13 protein-coding genes are annotated in these 16882 nt (G+C 69.4%); 6 read left to right on the forward strand and 7 right to left on the reverse strand.

Going from position 1 to position 16882, the window contains the following annotated elements; translation table 11 throughout:
• Nucleotides 1–29: 29 nt before the first annotated feature.
• Complete coding sequence (locus tag OG787_RS05810; protein WP_405534464.1) at nucleotides 30–1073, reverse strand: oxidoreductase; 1044 nt, start codon at nucleotides 1071–1073, stop codon at nucleotides 30–32.
• Between the two features lie 90 nt (nucleotides 1074–1163).
• Here OG787_RS05810 and OG787_RS05815 point away from each other — a divergent pair, with 90 nt between their 5' ends.
• Nucleotides 1164–2084 carry an FAD-dependent oxidoreductase gene (locus OG787_RS05815; RefSeq protein WP_405540427.1) on the forward strand — a complete coding sequence of 307 codons (921 nt, stop codon included), beginning with the start codon at nucleotides 1164–1166 and terminating at the stop codon, nucleotides 2082–2084.
• Nucleotides 2085–2251: 167 nt separating this feature from the next.
• On the opposite strand, the gene OG787_RS05820 is transcribed toward OG787_RS05815, so the two are convergent.
• A complete protein-coding gene (locus tag OG787_RS05820) occupies nucleotides 2252–3601 on the reverse strand; it encodes a M14 family metallocarboxypeptidase (RefSeq protein WP_405534465.1) in 1350 nt (449 codons plus the stop codon).
• A gap of 83 nt (nucleotides 3602–3684) precedes the next feature.
• On the opposite strand from OG787_RS05820, the gene OG787_RS05825 reads away from it, so the two are divergent.
• Nucleotides 3685–4323 carry a LysE family translocator gene (locus OG787_RS05825; protein ID WP_405534466.1) on the forward strand — a complete coding sequence of 213 codons (639 nt, stop codon included), beginning with the start codon at nucleotides 3685–3687 and terminating at the stop codon, nucleotides 4321–4323.
• Between the two features lie 179 nt (nucleotides 4324–4502).
• Here the strand turns inward: OG787_RS05825 and OG787_RS05830 are convergent, their stop codons facing one another.
• The 4 genes from OG787_RS05830 to OG787_RS05845 all read right to left on the reverse strand — a co-directional run bounded on the left by OG787_RS05830 (nucleotide 4503) and on the right by OG787_RS05845 (nucleotide 10544).
• On the reverse strand, nucleotides 4503–6644 hold the full coding sequence (locus tag OG787_RS05830) for a hypothetical protein (RefSeq protein WP_405534467.1): 2142 nt from the start codon (nucleotides 6642–6644) through the stop codon (nucleotides 4503–4505).
• A gap of 197 nt (nucleotides 6645–6841) precedes the next feature.
• Complete coding sequence (locus tag OG787_RS05835) at nucleotides 6842–7180, reverse strand: helix-turn-helix domain-containing protein (RefSeq protein ID WP_405534468.1); 339 nt, start codon at nucleotides 7178–7180, stop codon at nucleotides 6842–6844.
• 4 nt (nucleotides 7181–7184) lie between these two features.
• Complete coding sequence (locus OG787_RS05840) at nucleotides 7185–8351, reverse strand: site-specific integrase (RefSeq protein WP_405534469.1); 1167 nt, start codon at nucleotides 8349–8351, stop codon at nucleotides 7185–7187.
• 240 nt (nucleotides 8352–8591) lie between these two features.
• A complete protein-coding gene (locus OG787_RS05845; protein ID WP_405534470.1) occupies nucleotides 8592–10544 on the reverse strand; it encodes a Xaa-Pro dipeptidyl-peptidase in 1953 nt (650 codons plus the stop codon).
• 164 nt (nucleotides 10545–10708) lie between these two features.
• On the opposite strand from OG787_RS05845, the gene OG787_RS05850 reads away from it, so the two are divergent.
• Nucleotides 10709–12220, forward strand: a complete 1512-nt coding sequence (locus tag OG787_RS05850; RefSeq protein WP_405534471.1) for a M1 family metallopeptidase — start codon at nucleotides 10709–10711, stop codon at nucleotides 12218–12220.
• Here the strand turns inward: OG787_RS05850 and OG787_RS05855 are convergent.
• Nucleotides 12211–12936 carry an SDR family NAD(P)-dependent oxidoreductase gene (locus OG787_RS05855; RefSeq protein WP_369031001.1) on the reverse strand — a complete coding sequence of 242 codons (726 nt, stop codon included), beginning with the start codon at nucleotides 12934–12936 and terminating at the stop codon, nucleotides 12211–12213. The genes OG787_RS05850 and OG787_RS05855 overlap by 10 nt on opposite strands.
• A 146-nt stretch (nucleotides 12937–13082) precedes the next feature.
• On the opposite strand from OG787_RS05855, the gene OG787_RS05860 reads away from it, so the two are divergent.
• The 3 genes from OG787_RS05860 (at nucleotide 13083) to OG787_RS05870 (ending at nucleotide 16753) form a co-directional block, all read left to right on the forward strand.
• The gene (locus OG787_RS05860; protein WP_369031003.1) at nucleotides 13083–14132 is read left to right on the forward strand and encodes an ABC transporter permease; all 1050 of its coding nucleotides are present in this window, start codon (nucleotides 13083–13085) and stop codon (nucleotides 14130–14132) included.
• Nucleotides 14133–14208: 76 nt separating this feature from the next.
• A complete protein-coding gene (locus tag OG787_RS05865; RefSeq protein ID WP_405534472.1) occupies nucleotides 14209–15279 on the forward strand; it encodes a sugar ABC transporter substrate-binding protein in 1071 nt (356 codons plus the stop codon).
• Between the two features lies 1 nt (nucleotide 15280).
• Complete coding sequence (locus OG787_RS05870) at nucleotides 15281–16753, forward strand: sugar ABC transporter ATP-binding protein (protein WP_405534473.1); 1473 nt, start codon at nucleotides 15281–15283, stop codon at nucleotides 16751–16753.
• Nucleotides 16754–16882: the final 129 nt, after the last annotated feature.

A 16882-nucleotide genomic window follows, 5' to 3' on the forward strand; every position in this document is an offset into this window, starting at 1 on the left:
GCCGTCCATGGGCCGCCGCGTCCACGATTTCACCTCGCCATCGGCTCCACCAGCACGGTTCCCGACGTACGCGCCACGATGAACGACTCCCCCTTCACCGCCTTCGCGTCCAGGGCGATGCGGTGCCGACCCGGTTCGAGGATGCCGTCGAAGACCTCCTGGGCCTGGGTGCGGTACAGGCGGTCCTGGCGGTACGCGGTGAGGTGGACGCGGCACGTGGAGGTGACCTCTATGCCCGCCTCGCCGTCGGCCGCGACCAGGCGGGTGAGGCGGCGCCGTTCCAACGGGCTGCGGTCCAGGGCGTGTTCGATCTGGGCGACGAGGAGCGGGACGATCGGGGCGAGCCCGTCGACGTACGCCACCTCGACGCCCGCGTGTTCGAAGGAACGGCGTACGGAGGCGCGTTCCTCCTCGTCGATCGCGCGGCCGAAGGCGACGGCACCGTAGCCGCGCAGCTCGTCGGCGGGGACGTCCGTGGCGTCCCGGGTGATGTCCGCGCCGATGCCGATGGTGCGCAGGGCGGCGGCGAGCTTGGCGAGGACGGCGACCCGGGCGCCGATCAGCAGGACCCGGCGGCGGGCCGCGCCCGGCTCCACGGCCTCCGCCGCCTCCGCGGTGTCGAGGAGGGACCCGAGGGCCTCCCGGTATTCGGCGCCCGGGAAACGGAAGGGCCCGATGCCGTGGTAGCCGTTCTGCTCCAGGTCGGCGTGGGTGTCCGTCTGCCAGGCGAAGTCGCGCCACACATAGTCGTCGCCGTCCTTCTCGATGGCCGCCGTCACGGCACCGCACGCGAGGTCCGCGCACTCGGGACAGCCGTAGATGATGTAACGGCCGCCCTCCAGGGGAGCCTCGGCCTCCAGGAGCAGGCCGCGGACCTGGGCGGTGAAGATCGCGGGCGGGACGTCGGAGGCGAGCGGGGAGACAGCGTCGAGGTCGGAGAGCTGGTAGAGGAGGGGACGGCCGTCGACGATGAAGTCGAGGAAGTCCCGGTGGACTTGGTAGTCACCGTTGGCGAGGACTCCACCGGCACGCATCGCCGGTGCCAGGCCGAAGGTGGCGTACTCGGCAGACATGTTGTGAGTATCCCCAGACTGGGAGTGATCTGAGCACGGCATGACATATTCCGCTAACGTCCCCGCGTGGAGACGCGGCGGAGTGGTGAAGTGATCGTGGTCGGCGGCGGGGTCATCGGCCTGACGACTGCGGTGGTGCTGGCCGAGCAGGGCCGACGGGTCAGGGTGTGGCAGAGGGAGCCCGCCGAGCGGACCACCTCGGCAGTTGCGGGTGCGCTGTGGTGGCCGTACCGGATCGAGCCGGAGGCGCTCACCGGGGAGTGGGCGCTCGCGTCGTTCTCCGTCTACGAGGCGTTGGCGAAGCGGCCCGGGGAGACGGGCGTACGCATGGTCGAGGGTGTACAGGCCGGGCAGCGGCTGGACGAGCTGGGTCCCTGGGCCGCGCGGGTACCGGGGCTGCGGGAGACGGGTGAGGGGCTTCGGGTCCGGCTGCCGTTGATCGACATGCCGGTGCATCTGGGGTGGCTGCGGGAACGGTTCCTCGCGGCGGGCGGGGTCGTGGAGGAACGGTCCGTCGAGAGTCTCGCCGAGGCGACCGGGGCCGACGGGGTGGATGTCGTCGTCAACTGCACGGGGCTCGGGGCGCGCGATCTTGTGCCCGATCCGGCGGTACGTCCTGTACGGGGGCAGTTGGTCGTCGTGGAGAACCCGGGGATCACTACGTGGTTCACGGCGGCGGACCACTCCGGCTCGAAGACCACGTACTTCTTTCCGCAGCCGGGTGGGCTGATCCTGGGCGGTACGGCTGAGGAGGACGAGTGGTCGCTGGTGCCTGATCCGGCGGTGGCCGAGGAGATCGTGCGGCGCTGTGCGGAGGTTCGGCCGGCGATTGCCGCTGCGCGGGTGCTGGGTCATCGGGTTGGGCTGCGGCCCGCCCGTGACGCGGTGCGGTTGGATCGTGAACTGGTCGATGGTGGGCGGGTGTTGGTGCACAACTATGGGCATGGTGGGGCGGGGGTCACGGTCGCTTGGGGGTGTGCGGCCGACGCTGCGCGGCTTGTCGGGGGGTGAGTGGTTTTTTGTTCTTTGGCCGCGGGTCGGTGGGGGCTGGTCGCGCCCGCGCGGCGGAGCCGCATATATCGACACAGCCCCGCGCCCCTGTCGGGGGGCGCTGTCGCGCCTCCCCGACTTCAACGCCCCGCACCGTCCGCCCCACGCCCTGCGCCGCGGACGCTCGCTCAGCAGTCCGTGTCCTCCTCCCCCACCGTCAAGTTGTACGGGGCCCGCTCGTCCAGAAGCAGCGGTACTAGGGCGCGCAGCGACTGGCGCAGGGGGACATAGGCGCCGTCCCCCTCCGACCTCACCCGTACTCCGTGCAGCGCCAGCTCGTCGGCCACCTCCTCGTACTGCTCGCCCGTGAGCCGGTAGCCGCATGCCGGGTTCTCGATGACCTCGGACGGTTCGGCCGGGTCGTTGTCCGCGCCGCCGAGGTAGACCGGGCCGGTGTCCCGGTAACCGGTCAGGCGGGCGGCGGCGGTTGCCGTGTCGACCTGTCGGCCCCGTTCTCCGGCGAAGCTGAACAGGCCCTTCAGGGCGGCCAGTTGGGAGTTCACCCGGCGTCGGTTGTTGTCCGGCTCCGGTGTTCCCTCCGTCAATGGCTCCACGCGGCTCTCGATCAGCAGTCCGACCGAATGCTTCACGCCGGACATGTTCCGCAGGATGCGCTCCTGCCCGTCCCCGGCGACCCGGCGGATCGGGTCACCGGTGACGGGGTCGGTCCAGATGCCGTACGTGCCGGTGGTGAACCCGGCGCTTCCGGCGGCCGGCCGAACGTACGCCTGGGACAGGGTCTGTGCCTCGGTGTGGACGGCCGCGTCGGTGTTGAGGTTGCGCGGCCAGAGGTCGAACAGCTCCTTGTCGTAGTAAAGGGGTGTGGCGCCGTACTCGTGCAGGTCGTAAACGACGTCGGGTTGGCGGTCGCGCAGGACCGCCGCCATCGCGCGCGCTTCCGCCGTCTGGAGGGACAGGTGGTCACGGTTGATGTCGATGCCGTCGCTGTTGCCCCGGGTGTCGGCGGCCCGGCCGTCGGGGTTGGCCGTGGGGACGACGAGCACGGTGGTGCGGGACAGGAACTCCTTCGTCCGCGCGTCCTTCGCGTACGCCAGGTCGCGGATCGTCGTCAGGCAGGCCTCGCGGCCGGACGGCTCGTCGCCGTGCTGGCTACAGATGAGCAACACGGTGCGGGTGGTCGGGCGTTCGCCGATGCGTACGAGTTGGAGGGGGCGGTTCTGTTTGGTGGTGCCGATGCCGGTGAGGGTCACGCGGTCGCTCGCCCGGTCTACGGCGGTGAGGAAGTCCTGCTCCTCGGGCTGGCTGGTCCAGCGGGCGCCGTTCGTCTGCTCGAATCCGGTGCGTGGGCAAGCCGACGGGTTCGTGGATTCCTGGAGGGGAAATCCAGAGAACCGGAGGGTGGCTGCGCCTCGGGAGGCAGAGTAGCCCGTGGGTTCCGGGCTGCTGGTTGGCTTCGACAGTTCACTTCGGCTCCGCGCTTGATCCGCGCCAGTGCCTGGTGCGGAGTGCTTGGCCATGGCTTGACGCTCTGGCGCGTCTCAGGCCCTGCATGGCGAAAAGGAGCTGAGGGGCGGAACCTGGCCGTGCTTCCATGGGCGCCATGGTGTCTGCTGAGCGTTTACTTGCCTTCGCGGCTATGTCGTTCCTGTTGATCGTGATCCCCGGGCCCAGTGTGCTGTTCGTGATCGGGCGGGCGCTGGCTCAGGGGCGTCGGGCTGCGCTGACCACTGTCGTGGGGAACACGTTGGGCGCCTATGTGCTCATCGTGGCCGTGGCTCTCGGGGTCGGGTCGATCGTGGAACGCTCCGTCTTGGTCTTCACGGTGCTGAAACTGGCCGGGGCCGGCTACTTGGTGTATCTGGGTGTCAAGGCGTGGCGGCAACGCCGCTCGTTGCAGGCCACGTTCGCTGCTGACAAGGCCCCGCAGGGCAGACTGCGCACGTTGTGGGAGGGGTTCGCGGTCGGTGTGGCCAACCCCAAGACCATTGTGTTCTTCGCCGCCGTGCTGCCGCAGTTCGTCGACCGCGCCCAAGGACACGTCGTGGTTCAGATGCTGTTGCTCGGGCTGGTCTTCAACATCATCGCGGTGGCCTGCGACAGCCTGTGGGGACTGGCCGCGGCGACCGGACGGGACTGGTTCGCCCGCTCACCCCAGCGGCTCTCTCTGGTCGGAGGAGTCGGCGGGCTCGCGATGATCGGCCTCGGTGTCACTGTCGCCGCGACAGGACGCAAGGACTGATCATCCCGTATCAGGCAGGCGTGCCGGGTCAGCTGGCGGCGGCTCGTTCGGCCTGGCTTTTGTATGGGCGAGGCGGTAGGAGTCTGTGCTGGTCTTTATGATGCTCCCACCACAAGAAGAGGGGTGGGGCCGCCCCTGACCAGCGAGCGGGGCCGCGAACCGACGTCAAAGCCAGTTGGTCATGCCTGAGTTGGATCTTTGATGAAGCGGTGAGGATGTGCGGCCTTGACGTACTTCATCGCTGTATCGGGGGCCATCCCGAAGACACGCATGAGGTGGACGGGGTCGGCGGTCTCGTGCGCTTCGTCGAGGATCCGGTCGATCAGGAGCTTCTGCGGCTGGAGCCCGACGTGCCTGAAGATCGGCTGGAGACCGTATTTGGCAACCGGTGGCCCGCCGGGATCGAGTGCGGTGACCTGCGTGACGAACAGGTGTGGATTGGTGCTGCGGGGCCAGCGCCCGGCTCGTTCGCGAAGCCATTCGGTGAGGAGTCTCAGGGTCAGCTCATCGAGGTAGACGGTGCGCTTGTCGCCGCGTCGGTGAGCGATCAGACGGCCGGTGGACCGGTTCAGGTCCGTCAGTTGCAGGCGTCGGATCTCCGTCGATCCCAGCGCATGGATCGCGACCAGGGCGACAACGGCCTTGGCCATTGCGGTCGGTGCCCTGTCCAACAGGCCGGCGAGACGGTCGGACGGAATCCGTCGTGGTGCGTTGTTGACGTAGGTGGCGGAGACATTGCGGGCGGGATCACGGAAGATGATCCGCTCCCGCTTCAGGGCCCGAAACAGGGATCGCAGGGCGCCGTGGACGCCGTGGGCCGGATTCCCGGTGCGTGCGCTGACGGCGTCTTCGATGTCCTTCGGTGTGATCTCGCGCAGGCTCTCGACGCGCCTGCCCCACTTCTGCAGGACGGGGACGTGGTAGTGGGCATAGCGGCGGATGGTGCCCCAGTCCATCGCCGGGGAGGGGCGGCGGCCTTCTCCCCGAAGGACGCGGACCCAGACCTTCACCTCGTCCTGCAGGTGCTCGGGGACCGTATCGAGGAGCCTTTCGACGGCTGCCTGTTCGGGGTCGGTCCGCTCCAGCGGGACCAGGAGGCCGCGCTCGCTGAGGAAGGGGACGATCCGTCGGCCGCCCCAGCTGGAGCCGAACCGGGCGACCTCCCGGACGTCGGCCTCGTGAAGGGGGGCGTCGACGCCGAGCCAGGCGGCGAGGAACCGCAGAGTCCGCAGGTTGACGGCTCGGGTCATGGTGTTCCACTGCTGCTCTTTGGCGAACGTCCGGAATTCTTCGGTGAGTTGAGTTGCCTGCGGGGTGAGTACGGGTAGTTGCGCGTACTTCAGACGGCCCCATTGGCGAGCATGGACCGGAGCGGAGGTCGGGAAGAGTTCCAGCTGTCCGGGGCTGACCAGCATCGCTGAAGGGACGCGGGAATCTTCCCGGGTGACCTTCTCCCGCTGCAGAACGGAACGACGCCCCTTGCCGCGGACGTAGTCACCAGGCCGGGCGTTGTTGAGGCCGGGAGCGTAGCCGCCGAACCAGAGCTGCTCGACCACGGGGCCGTCATCGAGGTGTTCGTAGAGCACCTGGTGACAGAAGCGGCACTTGCCGTCCTTGAGCGGCCAGGTCCGGCCGCAGCGGTCGCAGCCAGCCGTCACCCGACCCGGGTGGCGGGCCCACTCGCGGCAGCAGTCGCAGAGCGGTTTGGCGTCTCCGGCCCAGGCCAGGCAGTGCTCGCAGGAGACCATCTGCCGCCATTGGCACTGATAGTCGGCCTGGGCGAGGCCGGAGCCGAGGCGGCGCCGGAGCAGTCCGGCCTCCTTGAGGACCGAGGCAACCGTGGGCCGCATCCGTGGCAGTTCCGCGACGACGTACTCGTCGATCAGGCGCTCTCCGGGCTCTCTCGCGGCCAGCGCCAGCACCACCATTTCCACCGCGCTGAATCGCCAACCGGCGCTCAGGCCACGTCGTTCACGGATCCGGTCGGCGGCGTGAAGGACGTCAGGCATCTCCGCAAAGGGCCGGTCGGCGATCCGCTGGGCATGCTCGCTGGTGAACGTCCTTGCCATCCGGGGCAGCAGGGGAAGCTGCCCTGCGACCTGCGGCGGGCAGACGCGGGGATCGTTCTGCAGGTCCCGGACGCCACGACCGTGGCGTCCCTTCCAGGCATCGGCGGGCGGTGCGTCGATGGGCCGGGCCCGCCTGCGGCAGACGTATCCGTTCGGGTTGCGGACACCCGGCATCCGCAGGGAGAGCTGGAGGTCACGGACCGGCCCAGGGCTGTTCCGGACCGCGCTGCGAGTCCACTCAAGATCCGGCATCAGCCGGACCTCGACCGTGCAAGGGCGGCAGATTCCGTCCTGGTCGACCCTGGACTCGTGCCGACAACGGCGGCAAATGCTGTCGCCGCCGCCACGGGGTGCCCAGTTGATGCAGGTGGTGCAGCTGCCCATGGGCCGCAGCGGCCCCCAACCGTGGCAGCGGTCGCACTCGCCGATCTTCACTTCCCTCGGGTGCATCAGTTCGGCGGCAGCCCACGCCGAGCATTGCCACCACTCCGGGGGACCGGCCGGACAGAACTGCCGTCCCTCTGCTGGCCGACGGCCCGCTGCTGCGGTTGGTCCCGCTCAGCCTGGTGCTGCTGCGGCTCGGCCTCCATCAGGTCGGCGACCGTGCAGTCCAGAGCCGCGCAGATCTTGTCCAGGTCTTCCAGCCGGACCGTGATCGGCTTGTTCGACCACAGGGCAGCGACCTTGCTCAAGGATGGGGAGAACCCCACCTCCTGAAAGGCCGTCTGCAACTGTGTCGGCCGCCAGATGTCCCGTTGGGCCGCCACCATGCGCAGGTTCCACTTCACCGTCTTATGCCTCTCCACTCAGGCGTCGCACCGCGCGGTGCGACGCTGCCAGACTCGCCGTTTCCGGGTCGGCCTTGACCGATCCGAGGTATCCGACCGTGGTGGTCGCCCACTCGTGCCCGAGGATCTTCTGGACATCCCACAGCGGCATGCCCGACTCGTAGTGGTGCGTCGCGCACGCGTGTCGCAGCAGGTGCGGGTGAAGCTTGGTGACCGGGCCGCTCAGGTGCAGTTTTGAGGCGGCTTTGAGAGACCTGCGGAAGGCGTCCGAGCCGACCGACGGCGCGATCGGGAGGTTCAGCGAGGCGACCGCCGTCGGCAGTCGCTCCGAGGGCCAGAGCGGAGCACACGGGTCAGTGGGGTCGTCGGCGAATTCTCCGCGGATCTCCTCGATGTACCACCACAGAAGCTGGCGGCCCTCGGCGAACAAGTATGCCTCCCGCTCGCGCGGGCCCGAGGCTCTCGCGCCCTTGCCCTGGACTACGAAGCGCCCCCACTGGCCGAGCTCCCAGTGGATGTCGCCGATACGCACCGTGCACAACTCGGTCGCGCGGACGCCGGAGATGTAGGCGATCTTCGCCATGCAATAGTCGCGTACGGCCACCGGATACTTGCGGGCGTTCGGCAGGTCGTGGCGCCAGGCGGCAAAGAACTCCGTCGTAGCCCGCTTCGACGGCGGGATGCGCAGGCCGAACTCGCCCCGGTGGTGCGGGCGGTTGAACGGGTCGATCGGCGACTCGACCGACGCACCGAACCGCCGGAAAATCTCGCCCGCGTAGCGCTGTTCCAGAAAGGCGAAGAAACCATCGATGTTGACCATCTTCTGGCGGTTGGTGCGATGTGAACGCTTGCCTGGACCTGCGAAGTAACAGTCGAGCTGCCGTGAGGTGAGTCGCCACGGAACGGTGTCGTAGAAGCCGCAGACCTCGATGACGGGCTGAACGAGCTTGCGCAGTGTCGTCGCCGCAAGGCCGGCCACGTCCCGGGCCCAGGTGTACTCGGCGACGACGTCGTGGAAGAACGCGACCTCGTCTCCGTTGTCGGCGATCGCGGCAGCTCGGCGCTGCAAGGTCAGCACGTCCGCCAGACCGTCCCCCGGCGGCTGTGGCTCGCTTGTCGCCGGGGCTGCCGGTGGCACCACCGACAGCCGACGACTTCCTGAATCCACCATAGACAGGCAAATTACGGGGATCGCTCGCAGAATCTGCTAGTTATCCCCAAGTTCCCACACCAACGAGTGACTGACGGGTACACAGCATCGACCTGCCGAGATGCGGTTACGCCATCATGAGATCGACAAGGGAACCCGTCGGACAACCACTTGGCGCCGGTTGGGCCTCGGCGGCATAGGCGGGGGCCGACAGTAAGGGTGCGGCGAGAGCCGCTGCGATCAGCACGGCCAGACGCGGGTTCATATCGCTCCCGGGATGCGGTGGGCGGCGCGCGGGTCGCGTACGCCGTCGAGGACGGACGGGGTCGGGGTGGCCGCGACGGTACCCGTCGTGGCCCGCGCGAACGCGCCCGCACCGCCGACGAGGGGGACCCTGGCCGTCGTACGGGACAGGTCGAGCGTGAGGGTCGGAGTGGTCGACGGCGGGTCGATGAGGTCCTTGTCGGTGCCCGCGACGATCAGGGCGAGGCGGTGGCCCGCCGGGATCACGTGGTCGGTGGCGTGGAGATCGAGGGTGATCGTGTAGCGCTTGCCCGGGGTGAGCGGGACGCCCTTCGTGGCCGAGGCGTGGTTGCCCAGGTCGGCCCAGCCGCGGCTGATGATCGTGTAGTCGACGGCGGTCGTCTTCGCCTGGGTCGAGCGGAAGCAGGAGCTGTCGCCGGTGGTGCTCGGGCCCCAGCAGGTGCGGTCGGTGAGGGTGGTGATGCCCTCGGCGGGGTCGGCGTAGTCCCGGATGGTGTCGGGGCCCAGGTCGACCAGGACGGCGGTGAGGTGGGCCGTGGTGGTGCTCGGGGTGGCGGTTACGGTCACCGTGGACGAGCCGGACACGCGCAGGTCGGCGGCCAGTGGCTCGGTGGTGAAGCCGGCCTTGCCCGGTGTCGAACTGTCGATCTGCGCCGACCAGTCGGTCTCGCTCAGGGTCGGGTCGTCGGTGAACTTCTCCGTGCCGGACTGCTTGCGCAGGCCCAGGGTGCCGACGCCGGGCTGTGCGCCGCTGCCGGGGCGCAAGGCCACCGTGTCCGTGGCGCGGGGCGGCCAGGTGTTCGAGGTGACCCACTGGTCGGGGTGGCGCTCGATGTCGGCCATGGGCTCGTCGTCGATGCCGTTGTCGTAGCCGAGGAGTTCATGGTCGAACCAGCGGTGCAGGGTGTCCACCCAGGCGGCCCGGCGGAAGTCGAAGGGGTCGACGTGGCCGGTCTGGGAGAGCCAGATCTTGCGCTCGACGCGGTTCTTCGCGAGGGCGTCCCACCACTGGCCGAAGTGCTTGGGGCGGACGTTGAGGTCCTGCTGACCGTGGATGACGAAGACGCTGGCCTTGATCTTCCGGGCGTCCTTCACATAGTCGCGCTCGGTCCAGAAGCGGGTCCAGTCGCCGGTGCGCGGGGCTCCGTCGACGATCTTCTGCTGGACGGCGGCGCACTTGGCGCGGGCGGCCGGGCTCTCCACGTAGTTCGACAGCCATTCGGGGCCGGAGTCGTAGAGGGGGGCGCCCTTGGCGAAGTAGTAGTCGTACCAGGAGGAGATGGCGCTGATCGGGACGATCGTCTCCAGGCCCTTGACGCCCGTGGCGGCGACGCCGTTGGCGATCGTGCCGTCGTAGCTCTTGCCGATCATGCCCGTCTTGCCGTTGGTCCAGGTCGCCTTGGCGCGGTCGGTGCCGGTGCGGGTCGTGTAGCCCTTGGCCCGGCCGTTCAGCCAGTCGACGACGGCCTTCGCGGACTGGATGTCGGAGCGTCCGCCGACGTCGACACAGCCGTCGGAGCGGTTGGTGCCGGCCAGGTCGACACCGACGAAGGCGTAGCCGCGCGGTACGAAGTAGTTGTCGTAGAACAGCGGCATCTGGACAACGTTGCCGTTCGCGTCGTATGTCTTGCGCTGGCTCTCGTTGCCGCGTCCGCAGCAGGAGTAGTAGGGGCTGGCGTCCATGATCACGGGTATCTTGCGGCCCTGCGCGGCGAGTTCGCGCGGCCGGACGATGTCGACGGCCACGCGGTCGGTCTTCCCGTCGCTGTCGCCGTCGAGTCCGGTGTCCACCCAGACGGCCTCGCGGATGGCGTTGTCGTACGAGTAGACGGGTCTGCTCTCCCGTGGGGCGCTGTGGGCGACGGCCGGGGTGAGCAGGGCGGCCACGAGGGCGGCGGTGGCCGCCGTCGCGAGCGTTCTCCAGGTCGTGAGGCGCGTGCGTTTCGGCATGTGCCGGACGGTACTGCGGTCAACTCCCGTGCAAAAGAGGGTCTCTTGGGCCCATGACGGCCGAATGGCGATCGTGTGACAGGGGTGGTTGTGGACACTCCCGCTCCCACAGGTGATGAATAGGCTGCGAACAGACTTCACGCCCCCCACGACTTGGAGCTTTCGTGCACCGCAGATTCATCCCGTCGGGCGCACTCGCGACGGCCTCGCTCATGCTGGCGATCCCGGCGTCCGCCGCGAGTTACTCCCCCGGCGCACCGGGCATCGGCGACCCCTACTATCCGGCGTACGGCAATGGCGGATACGACGTCTCGCACTACGACCTGCGGCTCAAGTACCAGCCCGCGACGGACGAGTTGGAGGGCACGGCGACCCTTCTCGCGAAGACGACCCAGGATCTGTCGCGGTTCGATCTGGACTTTCTGCTGGACGTCAGCGAGGTACGGGTCAACGGCATCCGCGCCGCCTTCGCCACCTCCGGCGAGCACGAGCTGGAGATCACTCCGCGCACTCCCCTGGCCAAGGGCACGGCGGTCACGGTCGTCGTGCGGTACAGCGGAGTTCCCTCGTCGAAGCAGGCGTACGGCTTCACGAGCTGGCACCGCACCCCTGACGGTGGCGTGGGCGCCAACGAGCCCGAGGCTGCCTGGTGGTGGTTCCCCAGCAACGACCACCCGCTCGACAAGGCCACGTACGACGTCTCGGTGCTCGTCCCGGACGGCTCGCAGGCGATCTCCAACGGCACGCTCCAGTCGACGAGTTCACGCCTCGGCTGGACCCGCTGGAACTGGCGCTCCAACAAACCGCAGGCCACGTATCTCGCCACGCTCGCGGTCGGGAAGTTCGACGTCACGACCGGGACGACCGAGAGCGGCATTCCGGTGGTCAACGCCTACAGCAAGGACCTCGGCGACAACTACGGGGCCGCGCGAGCGAGCATCGAACGGACCGGGGAGGTCGCCGACTGGCTGGCGGAGTACTTCGGCCCGTACCCGTTCAACGCGCTCGGCGGATACGTCCCGAACACCAACACCGGGTACGCCCTGGAGACACAGACCCGGCCCTTCTACAGCCCTCGCCAGTTCGCGAACGGGACGAACGTCTCCGTCGTCGTCCATGAGCTGGCCCACCAGTGGTACGGAGACGCGGTGTCCGTCGCCGGCTGGAAGGACATCTGGGTCAACGAGGGCTTCGCGCGGTACGCGCAGTGGCTGTGGTCCGAGCACGAGGACGAGGGCACGGCACAGGAACTCGCCGACTACGTGTACGCCGTCCACCCGGCCGACGACCCGTTCTGGACCGTGAAGCCGGGCGACCCGGGCCCCGAGAACCAGTTCCACCTGGCCGTCTACGACCGGGGCGCACTGGCCCTCCAGGCGCTGCGCAACGAGATCGGCGACGCGGACTTCTTCGCGATCCTGAAGGGGTGGCCCACGAAGTTCGCGTACGGGAACGCTTCTGTCGCCGACTTCCAGGCGTACGCCGAACAGGTGTCCGGCGAGTCGTTGGGGGCGCTGTTCGACACCTGGCTGTTCAAGGCGTCGAAGCCGACGGTTCCGGCGACGGCGCGAGCATCGGCATCGGTGGCTCCCGTGATGCCGAAGTCGTGGAAGGAGATCGCGGCGACCAACTCGGTGCACGAACAGGGCCATCGGGCTTCCGGGCCTCACAAGTAGGCAGATCCGCCTGATACATTGAGGGTCTGGCCGGTCAGGAATCCGCTGCCCTCGTCGATCACGTACAGCAGTGTCGAGACGAGGTCGGACGGCAACTGCGTGCGAGGTACGGCCTGTTGGGCGCGGACGTGCTCGAAGCCGCCGTCCGCGCCGACGGTCCGTTCGGCGGTCGCCGTGCGGACCATGCTGGGGGCGATCGCGTTGACCGTGATACCGCAGGGGCCGAGGGCCGAGGCCAGGGAGCGGGTGAAGCCGATCAGGCCCATCTTCGAGGTGACGTAAGGAACCATTGTCGGCGGGGCGGTGAGGACGGCCGCCGAGGCGATGTTCACGATGCGCCCCCAGCCCGCCGCCCTGAGGTGCGGCAGCACGGCCTGGGTGACCAGGAACGGTGCCTCCAGGTTCACGCGCATCACGCGCCGCCACTCCTGCGGGGTCGTCTCCTCGAAGGGCGCGGAGGGGTAGACGCCCGCGTTGTTGACGAGGATGTGCAGGGTGCCGAAGCGGTCGATGACGCGTTCAAGTGCCTGCCGTACCTGGGTCTCGTCGGTGACGTCGGCGGTCAGCTCCAGGTAGTCCAGGACCTTTCCGGCGGTCTCGGGTTGCGGTACGAGGTCCAGGCCCGCGACCCGGTAGCCGTGGCCCGCGAGCGCGACGGCGAACTCGTGGCCGAGGCCCTGTGCCGCGCCGGTCACCAGTGCGGTACGCGTCTCCATGGGGCGAGTGTGATGAGGCACCGGCCGCTCGGCAAGAACGCATTTCACTCGCCGGAACGGCCCGGTTGCCGCCCGCGCCCAAGGGGCCCACGCTGCGGGGCACCCCCCAGCCGCCTTTGCAGCCGCCCGTACGGGAGCCGTGCCCGATGACCGAGACCGAGCGTGCCGTGGACGACGCCGAGCGCGCCCGCGAACAGGACGGCGGGCGGCGGCGGTTCAGGGTGCCGCCGCGGCTCGCCGGGCTGTTGCCGCGCCGGGTGGTGCGGGACGAACTGGGCGTTCTGCTCGTCCTGGGGCTGCTGATCGCGGGCATCGGCATCCCGTATCCCGACTTCCTGGCCGGCGACAATCTGCTGTCCACCGCGCACAACTCCGTGTACATCTCGCTGATGGCGTGCGGGATGGTGTTCGCGCTCGCCATGCGCGAGGTCGATCTGTCGGTGGGCGGCAGTTACGCGATGTGCCTGGTGGTGGGGGCGCTGCTGGTGCGGGAGGGCACACCTCCTTGGCTCGCGGTGCCGGTGATGCTGGCCACCGGGATCCTGCTCGGGGTGTTCAACGCGCTGGTCACGACGCTGCTCGCGCTGCCGTCGTTCATTGTCACGCTGGGCACGCTGCTGCTGTTCCGGGGTGTCGGGCTGGCCCTCGCGGACGGCAAGCAGATCACCGATCTGCCGTTGGACGACTCGTTCTTCACCCTCGCGGGCGGCGACGCGGGCGGAGTCCCGTTCGCGCTCTGGGTGCTGCTCGCGGTGGTCGTCGTCCTGTCGGTGGTGCTCGCCCGCACCCGCTTCGGAGCCCGGGTGCGGGCGATCGGGTCGAATCCCGACGCCGCCGAGTTCAGCGGAATACCCGTCGTACGGACCCGAGTTCAGGCCCTCGCCCTGTCCGGCCTCACCACGGCCTGCGCCGCCGCCCTCGCCCTCGCCTTCTACGGCGCCGGCGACCCGACGCTCGGCCAGGGCTACGAGTTGCAGGCCATCGCCGCGTGCATCATCGGCGGCACCCCGCTGGCCGGCGGACGCGGTTCGGTGATCGGCGCGGTGGCCGGGGCGATGATCCTGTCGGTCGTGGCCGCCGGGCTCGTGTTCTTCGAAGTCCCCATCAACTGGACGTCGTTCGCGACCGGCGGGGTCATCCTCGTCGCGGTCGCGGCCGACAGCGCGCTGCGGCGGACCGGACGCCGACGCAGGTAACTCCCTCCACCTCGCTGCCGATCCCCCACACCGACACACCAAGTGCCCCTGTGAGCCGCTCCCTTGGAGGCCCTGAATGCACCGCCGACTCCGTACGCTGTCCGCCGCCCTCGGCGCGCTGGTGCTGATGACCGCCGCCGGATGCGGCGACTCCGACAGCAGTTCCGCCGGTTCGGGCGGAAAGCTCAACATGGGCATCGCGGTCGCCAACATCTCGCTGAACTTCGCGCACGAGATGGTCCTCGGCGCGGAGAGCGCCGCCGACCACGCGGGGAACATCGACTTCAAGGCGGTCGGTCCACCCAACACCGACGGCCCCGCCGAGGTGCAGCTCTTCCAGAACCTCACCGCCCGCGCCAAGGACGGCATCGTCCTGGAGAACCTCGACCCGCCGATCTTCACCCGGCCCGCCGCCCGCGCCGTCGACCAGGGCATCCCGATCGTCGCCCTGGACACCTCCCCCACCGACGGCAGCAAGGTCACCTTCTATGTGGGCAACGACAACTACGCGCTGGGCGAGTTGATGGCCACGGAGGCCCTGAAGCGGCTCGGCGCCGACCCGAAGGGCGAGATCGTCATCGGCGTGCCCAACCCCGGGACGCCGGTGCTCGACAACAGGGCCAAGGGCATCGCCGACACGTTCAAGAAGGAGGCGCCGAACGTGAAGATCCTCGGCCCCTTCCAGACGTACAGCGATCCCGGCCAGAACTACAGTTCCTGGTCGGCGCAGGTCAACGCGCACCCGGACGCGCTCGCCTTCCTCGGGGTCGGGGACGCCGACAGCTACAACCTCGCCAAGATCAAGAAGGCGGAGGGCGGCGAGTGGCTGACAGCGGGCTTCGACGTCGACCCCAAGACGCTCGACGCGGTCAAGGACGGCTCGAACTTCGTCACCATCGACCCGCAGCACTTCCTCAAGGGCTATCTGTCGACGGCGATGATGATCGAGGCGGTCCGGGAGAACGACGGGAAGCTGCTCGACGGCTGGTTCCTGTCTCCAGGCGGGGTCGTGGACTCCACCAACATCGACGAGATCATCACCCGCCAGAAGTCCGCTGACGCGGCGTACGACTGGTACAAGCCGACGATCGACAAGCTCCTCGGCGACCAGCAGGCCAACCTCAAGCCGCTGAAGGACGCACGCTGAGATGACGTACGGCGATGTCCTGGTGGCGCAGGGACTGGTCAAGTCGTACGGCGGGGTACGGGCGTTGGACGGGGCCGGGATCAGGCTGCGGGGCGGTGAGGTGCACGCGCTGGTCGGTGAGAACGGGGCCGGCAAGTCCACGCTGGTACGCATCCTTTCGGGGACGCTGACGGCGGACGAAGGGGCGGTACGACTGGCCGGCGACACGCAAATCGCGGTCGTCTCCCAGGAGTTGAGCCTCTTCCCCGACCTCACCGTCCGGGAGAACCTCTTCCCGCACCGGCCGCCGCGCCGCTTCGGCCTGCTCGACCACGGCGCCATGGACCGGGCGGCCCGGCCGGTCCTCGCCGACCTGGGCCTCGATGTCGAACCGGGCACCCTGCTCGGCGAACTCCCACTGGCCGACCAGCAGTTGACGGAGATCGCCCGGGCCCTGCTGCGCCGCCCCGGACTCCTCGTGCTCGACGAACCGACGTCGGCGCTCCCGGCCGCCGCCGTGGACCGCCTCGAACGGGTTCTGCGCACCCTCACGGGTCGGGGCATCGCGGTCCTGTACGTCACCCACTTCCTGGAGGAGGTGATGCGCTTCGCGCAGCGCGTGACGGTCCTGCGGGACGGCCGGGTCGCGCTGGCCGGGGTGCCACGCGCCGAACTCGACGTCCCCGAGCTGGTGACGGCGATGCTCGGCGGCCGGCCCGAGCCACCGGCCCGCCGGACGCGCAGGGCGGCCGACACCTCACCGCCACCGGTGGTGCTGTCCGGGGTGAGCGTGCCCGGGCGGCTCACGGATGTGACGTTCACCGTGCGGGCGGGCGAGGTCGTCGGGGTCGCGGGGCTCCAAGGGGCGGGCCATCTGGGCGCGTTGGAGGTGGTGTGCGGCCGTACGGCGGTCTCCGCGGGGCGGGTCGACATAGGAGGCCGGGGGCAGCCCCGCTCGCTGCGGGACGCGGTACGGGCCGGGGTCGCGTTCGTACCGAGCGACCGGAAGCGGTACGGACTGATGACCGGGCGCACGGTGTGGGAGAACGCGACGGCGGTGAGCTGGCTGGCGCTGGGGCGGGGTGGTGTCATGCCGTCTCGCACCGAACTCGTCGGCAGGACCGCTGAACTGACGGAGCGTCTGCGGCTGCGCGGTGGCCCGCACGACGTCGTGGGCCGGCTCTCCGGCGGCAACCAGCAGAAGGTCGTCTTCGCGAAGTGGCTCGCGACCGAGCCGAGGATCGTGGTCCTGGACGATCCGACCCGGGGCGTCGACGTCGGCGTACGGGCCGAGATGCACCGTATCGTCGGCGAGTTGGCGGCGGGCGGCGCGGCCGTCCTGGTCGCCTCGACGGACCTCGCCGAACTGACGGAGGTGTGCGACCGGGTGCTGGTGTTCGTGCGGGGGCGGATCACGGCGGAGGTGCACGGGGAGCGGCTGACGGAGCACGAGTTGGCGGTGGCGATTCAGCGGGGGGTGCCGAGGGCGGAGTGAGGGGGAGTGCGGTGCGGGCGCGCGTGGCTGAGGCGCGGTGCGAGTGGGGGCGCGTTAAGCGGTTCGTCGCTGAAGCGCGGTGCGGGTGAGGGGCCGGCGGAGGGGCGCGGTAAGCAGTTCGTGGCGAGC

The sequence above is a fragment of the Streptomyces sp. NBC_00075 genome, assembly GCF_045041225.1.
Taxonomy (GTDB): domain Bacteria; phylum Actinomycetota; class Actinomycetes; order Streptomycetales; family Streptomycetaceae; genus Streptomyces; species Streptomyces adonidis.

Bases quoted from the DNA above. Each gene is read 5' to 3' on its own strand.
- OG787_RS05810 (WP_405534464.1), bottom strand. From the start codon at position 1,073: ATGTCTGCCGAGTACGCCACCTTCGGCCTGGCACCGGCGATGCGTGCC.
- OG787_RS05865 (WP_405534472.1), top strand. From the start codon at position 14,209: ATGCACCGCCGACTCCGTACGCTGTCCGCCGCCCTCGGCGCGCTGGTG.
- OG787_RS05825 (WP_405534466.1), top strand. From the start codon at position 3,685: ATGGTGTCTGCTGAGCGTTTACTTGCCTTCGCGGCTATGTCGTTCCTG.
- OG787_RS05830 (WP_405534467.1), bottom strand. From the start codon at position 6,644: ATGCCGGATCTTGAGTGGACTCGCAGCGCGGTCCGGAACAGCCCTGGG.
- OG787_RS05840 (WP_405534469.1), bottom strand. From the start codon at position 8,351: ATGGTGGATTCAGGAAGTCGTCGGCTGTCGGTGGTGCCACCGGCAGCC.
- OG787_RS05860 (WP_369031003.1), top strand. From the start codon at position 13,083: ATGACCGAGACCGAGCGTGCCGTGGACGACGCCGAGCGCGCCCGCGAA.
- OG787_RS05845 (WP_405534470.1), bottom strand. From the start codon at position 10,544: ATGCCGAAACGCACGCGCCTCACGACCTGGAGAACGCTCGCGACGGCG.
- OG787_RS05820 (WP_405534465.1), bottom strand. From the start codon at position 3,601: ATGGCCAAGCACTCCGCACCAGGCACTGGCGCGGATCAAGCGCGGAGC.
- OG787_RS05870 (WP_405534473.1), top strand. From the start codon at position 15,281: ATGACGTACGGCGATGTCCTGGTGGCGCAGGGACTGGTCAAGTCGTAC.
- OG787_RS05855 (WP_369031001.1), bottom strand. From the start codon at position 12,936: ATGGAGACGCGTACCGCACTGGTGACCGGCGCGGCACAGGGCCTCGGC.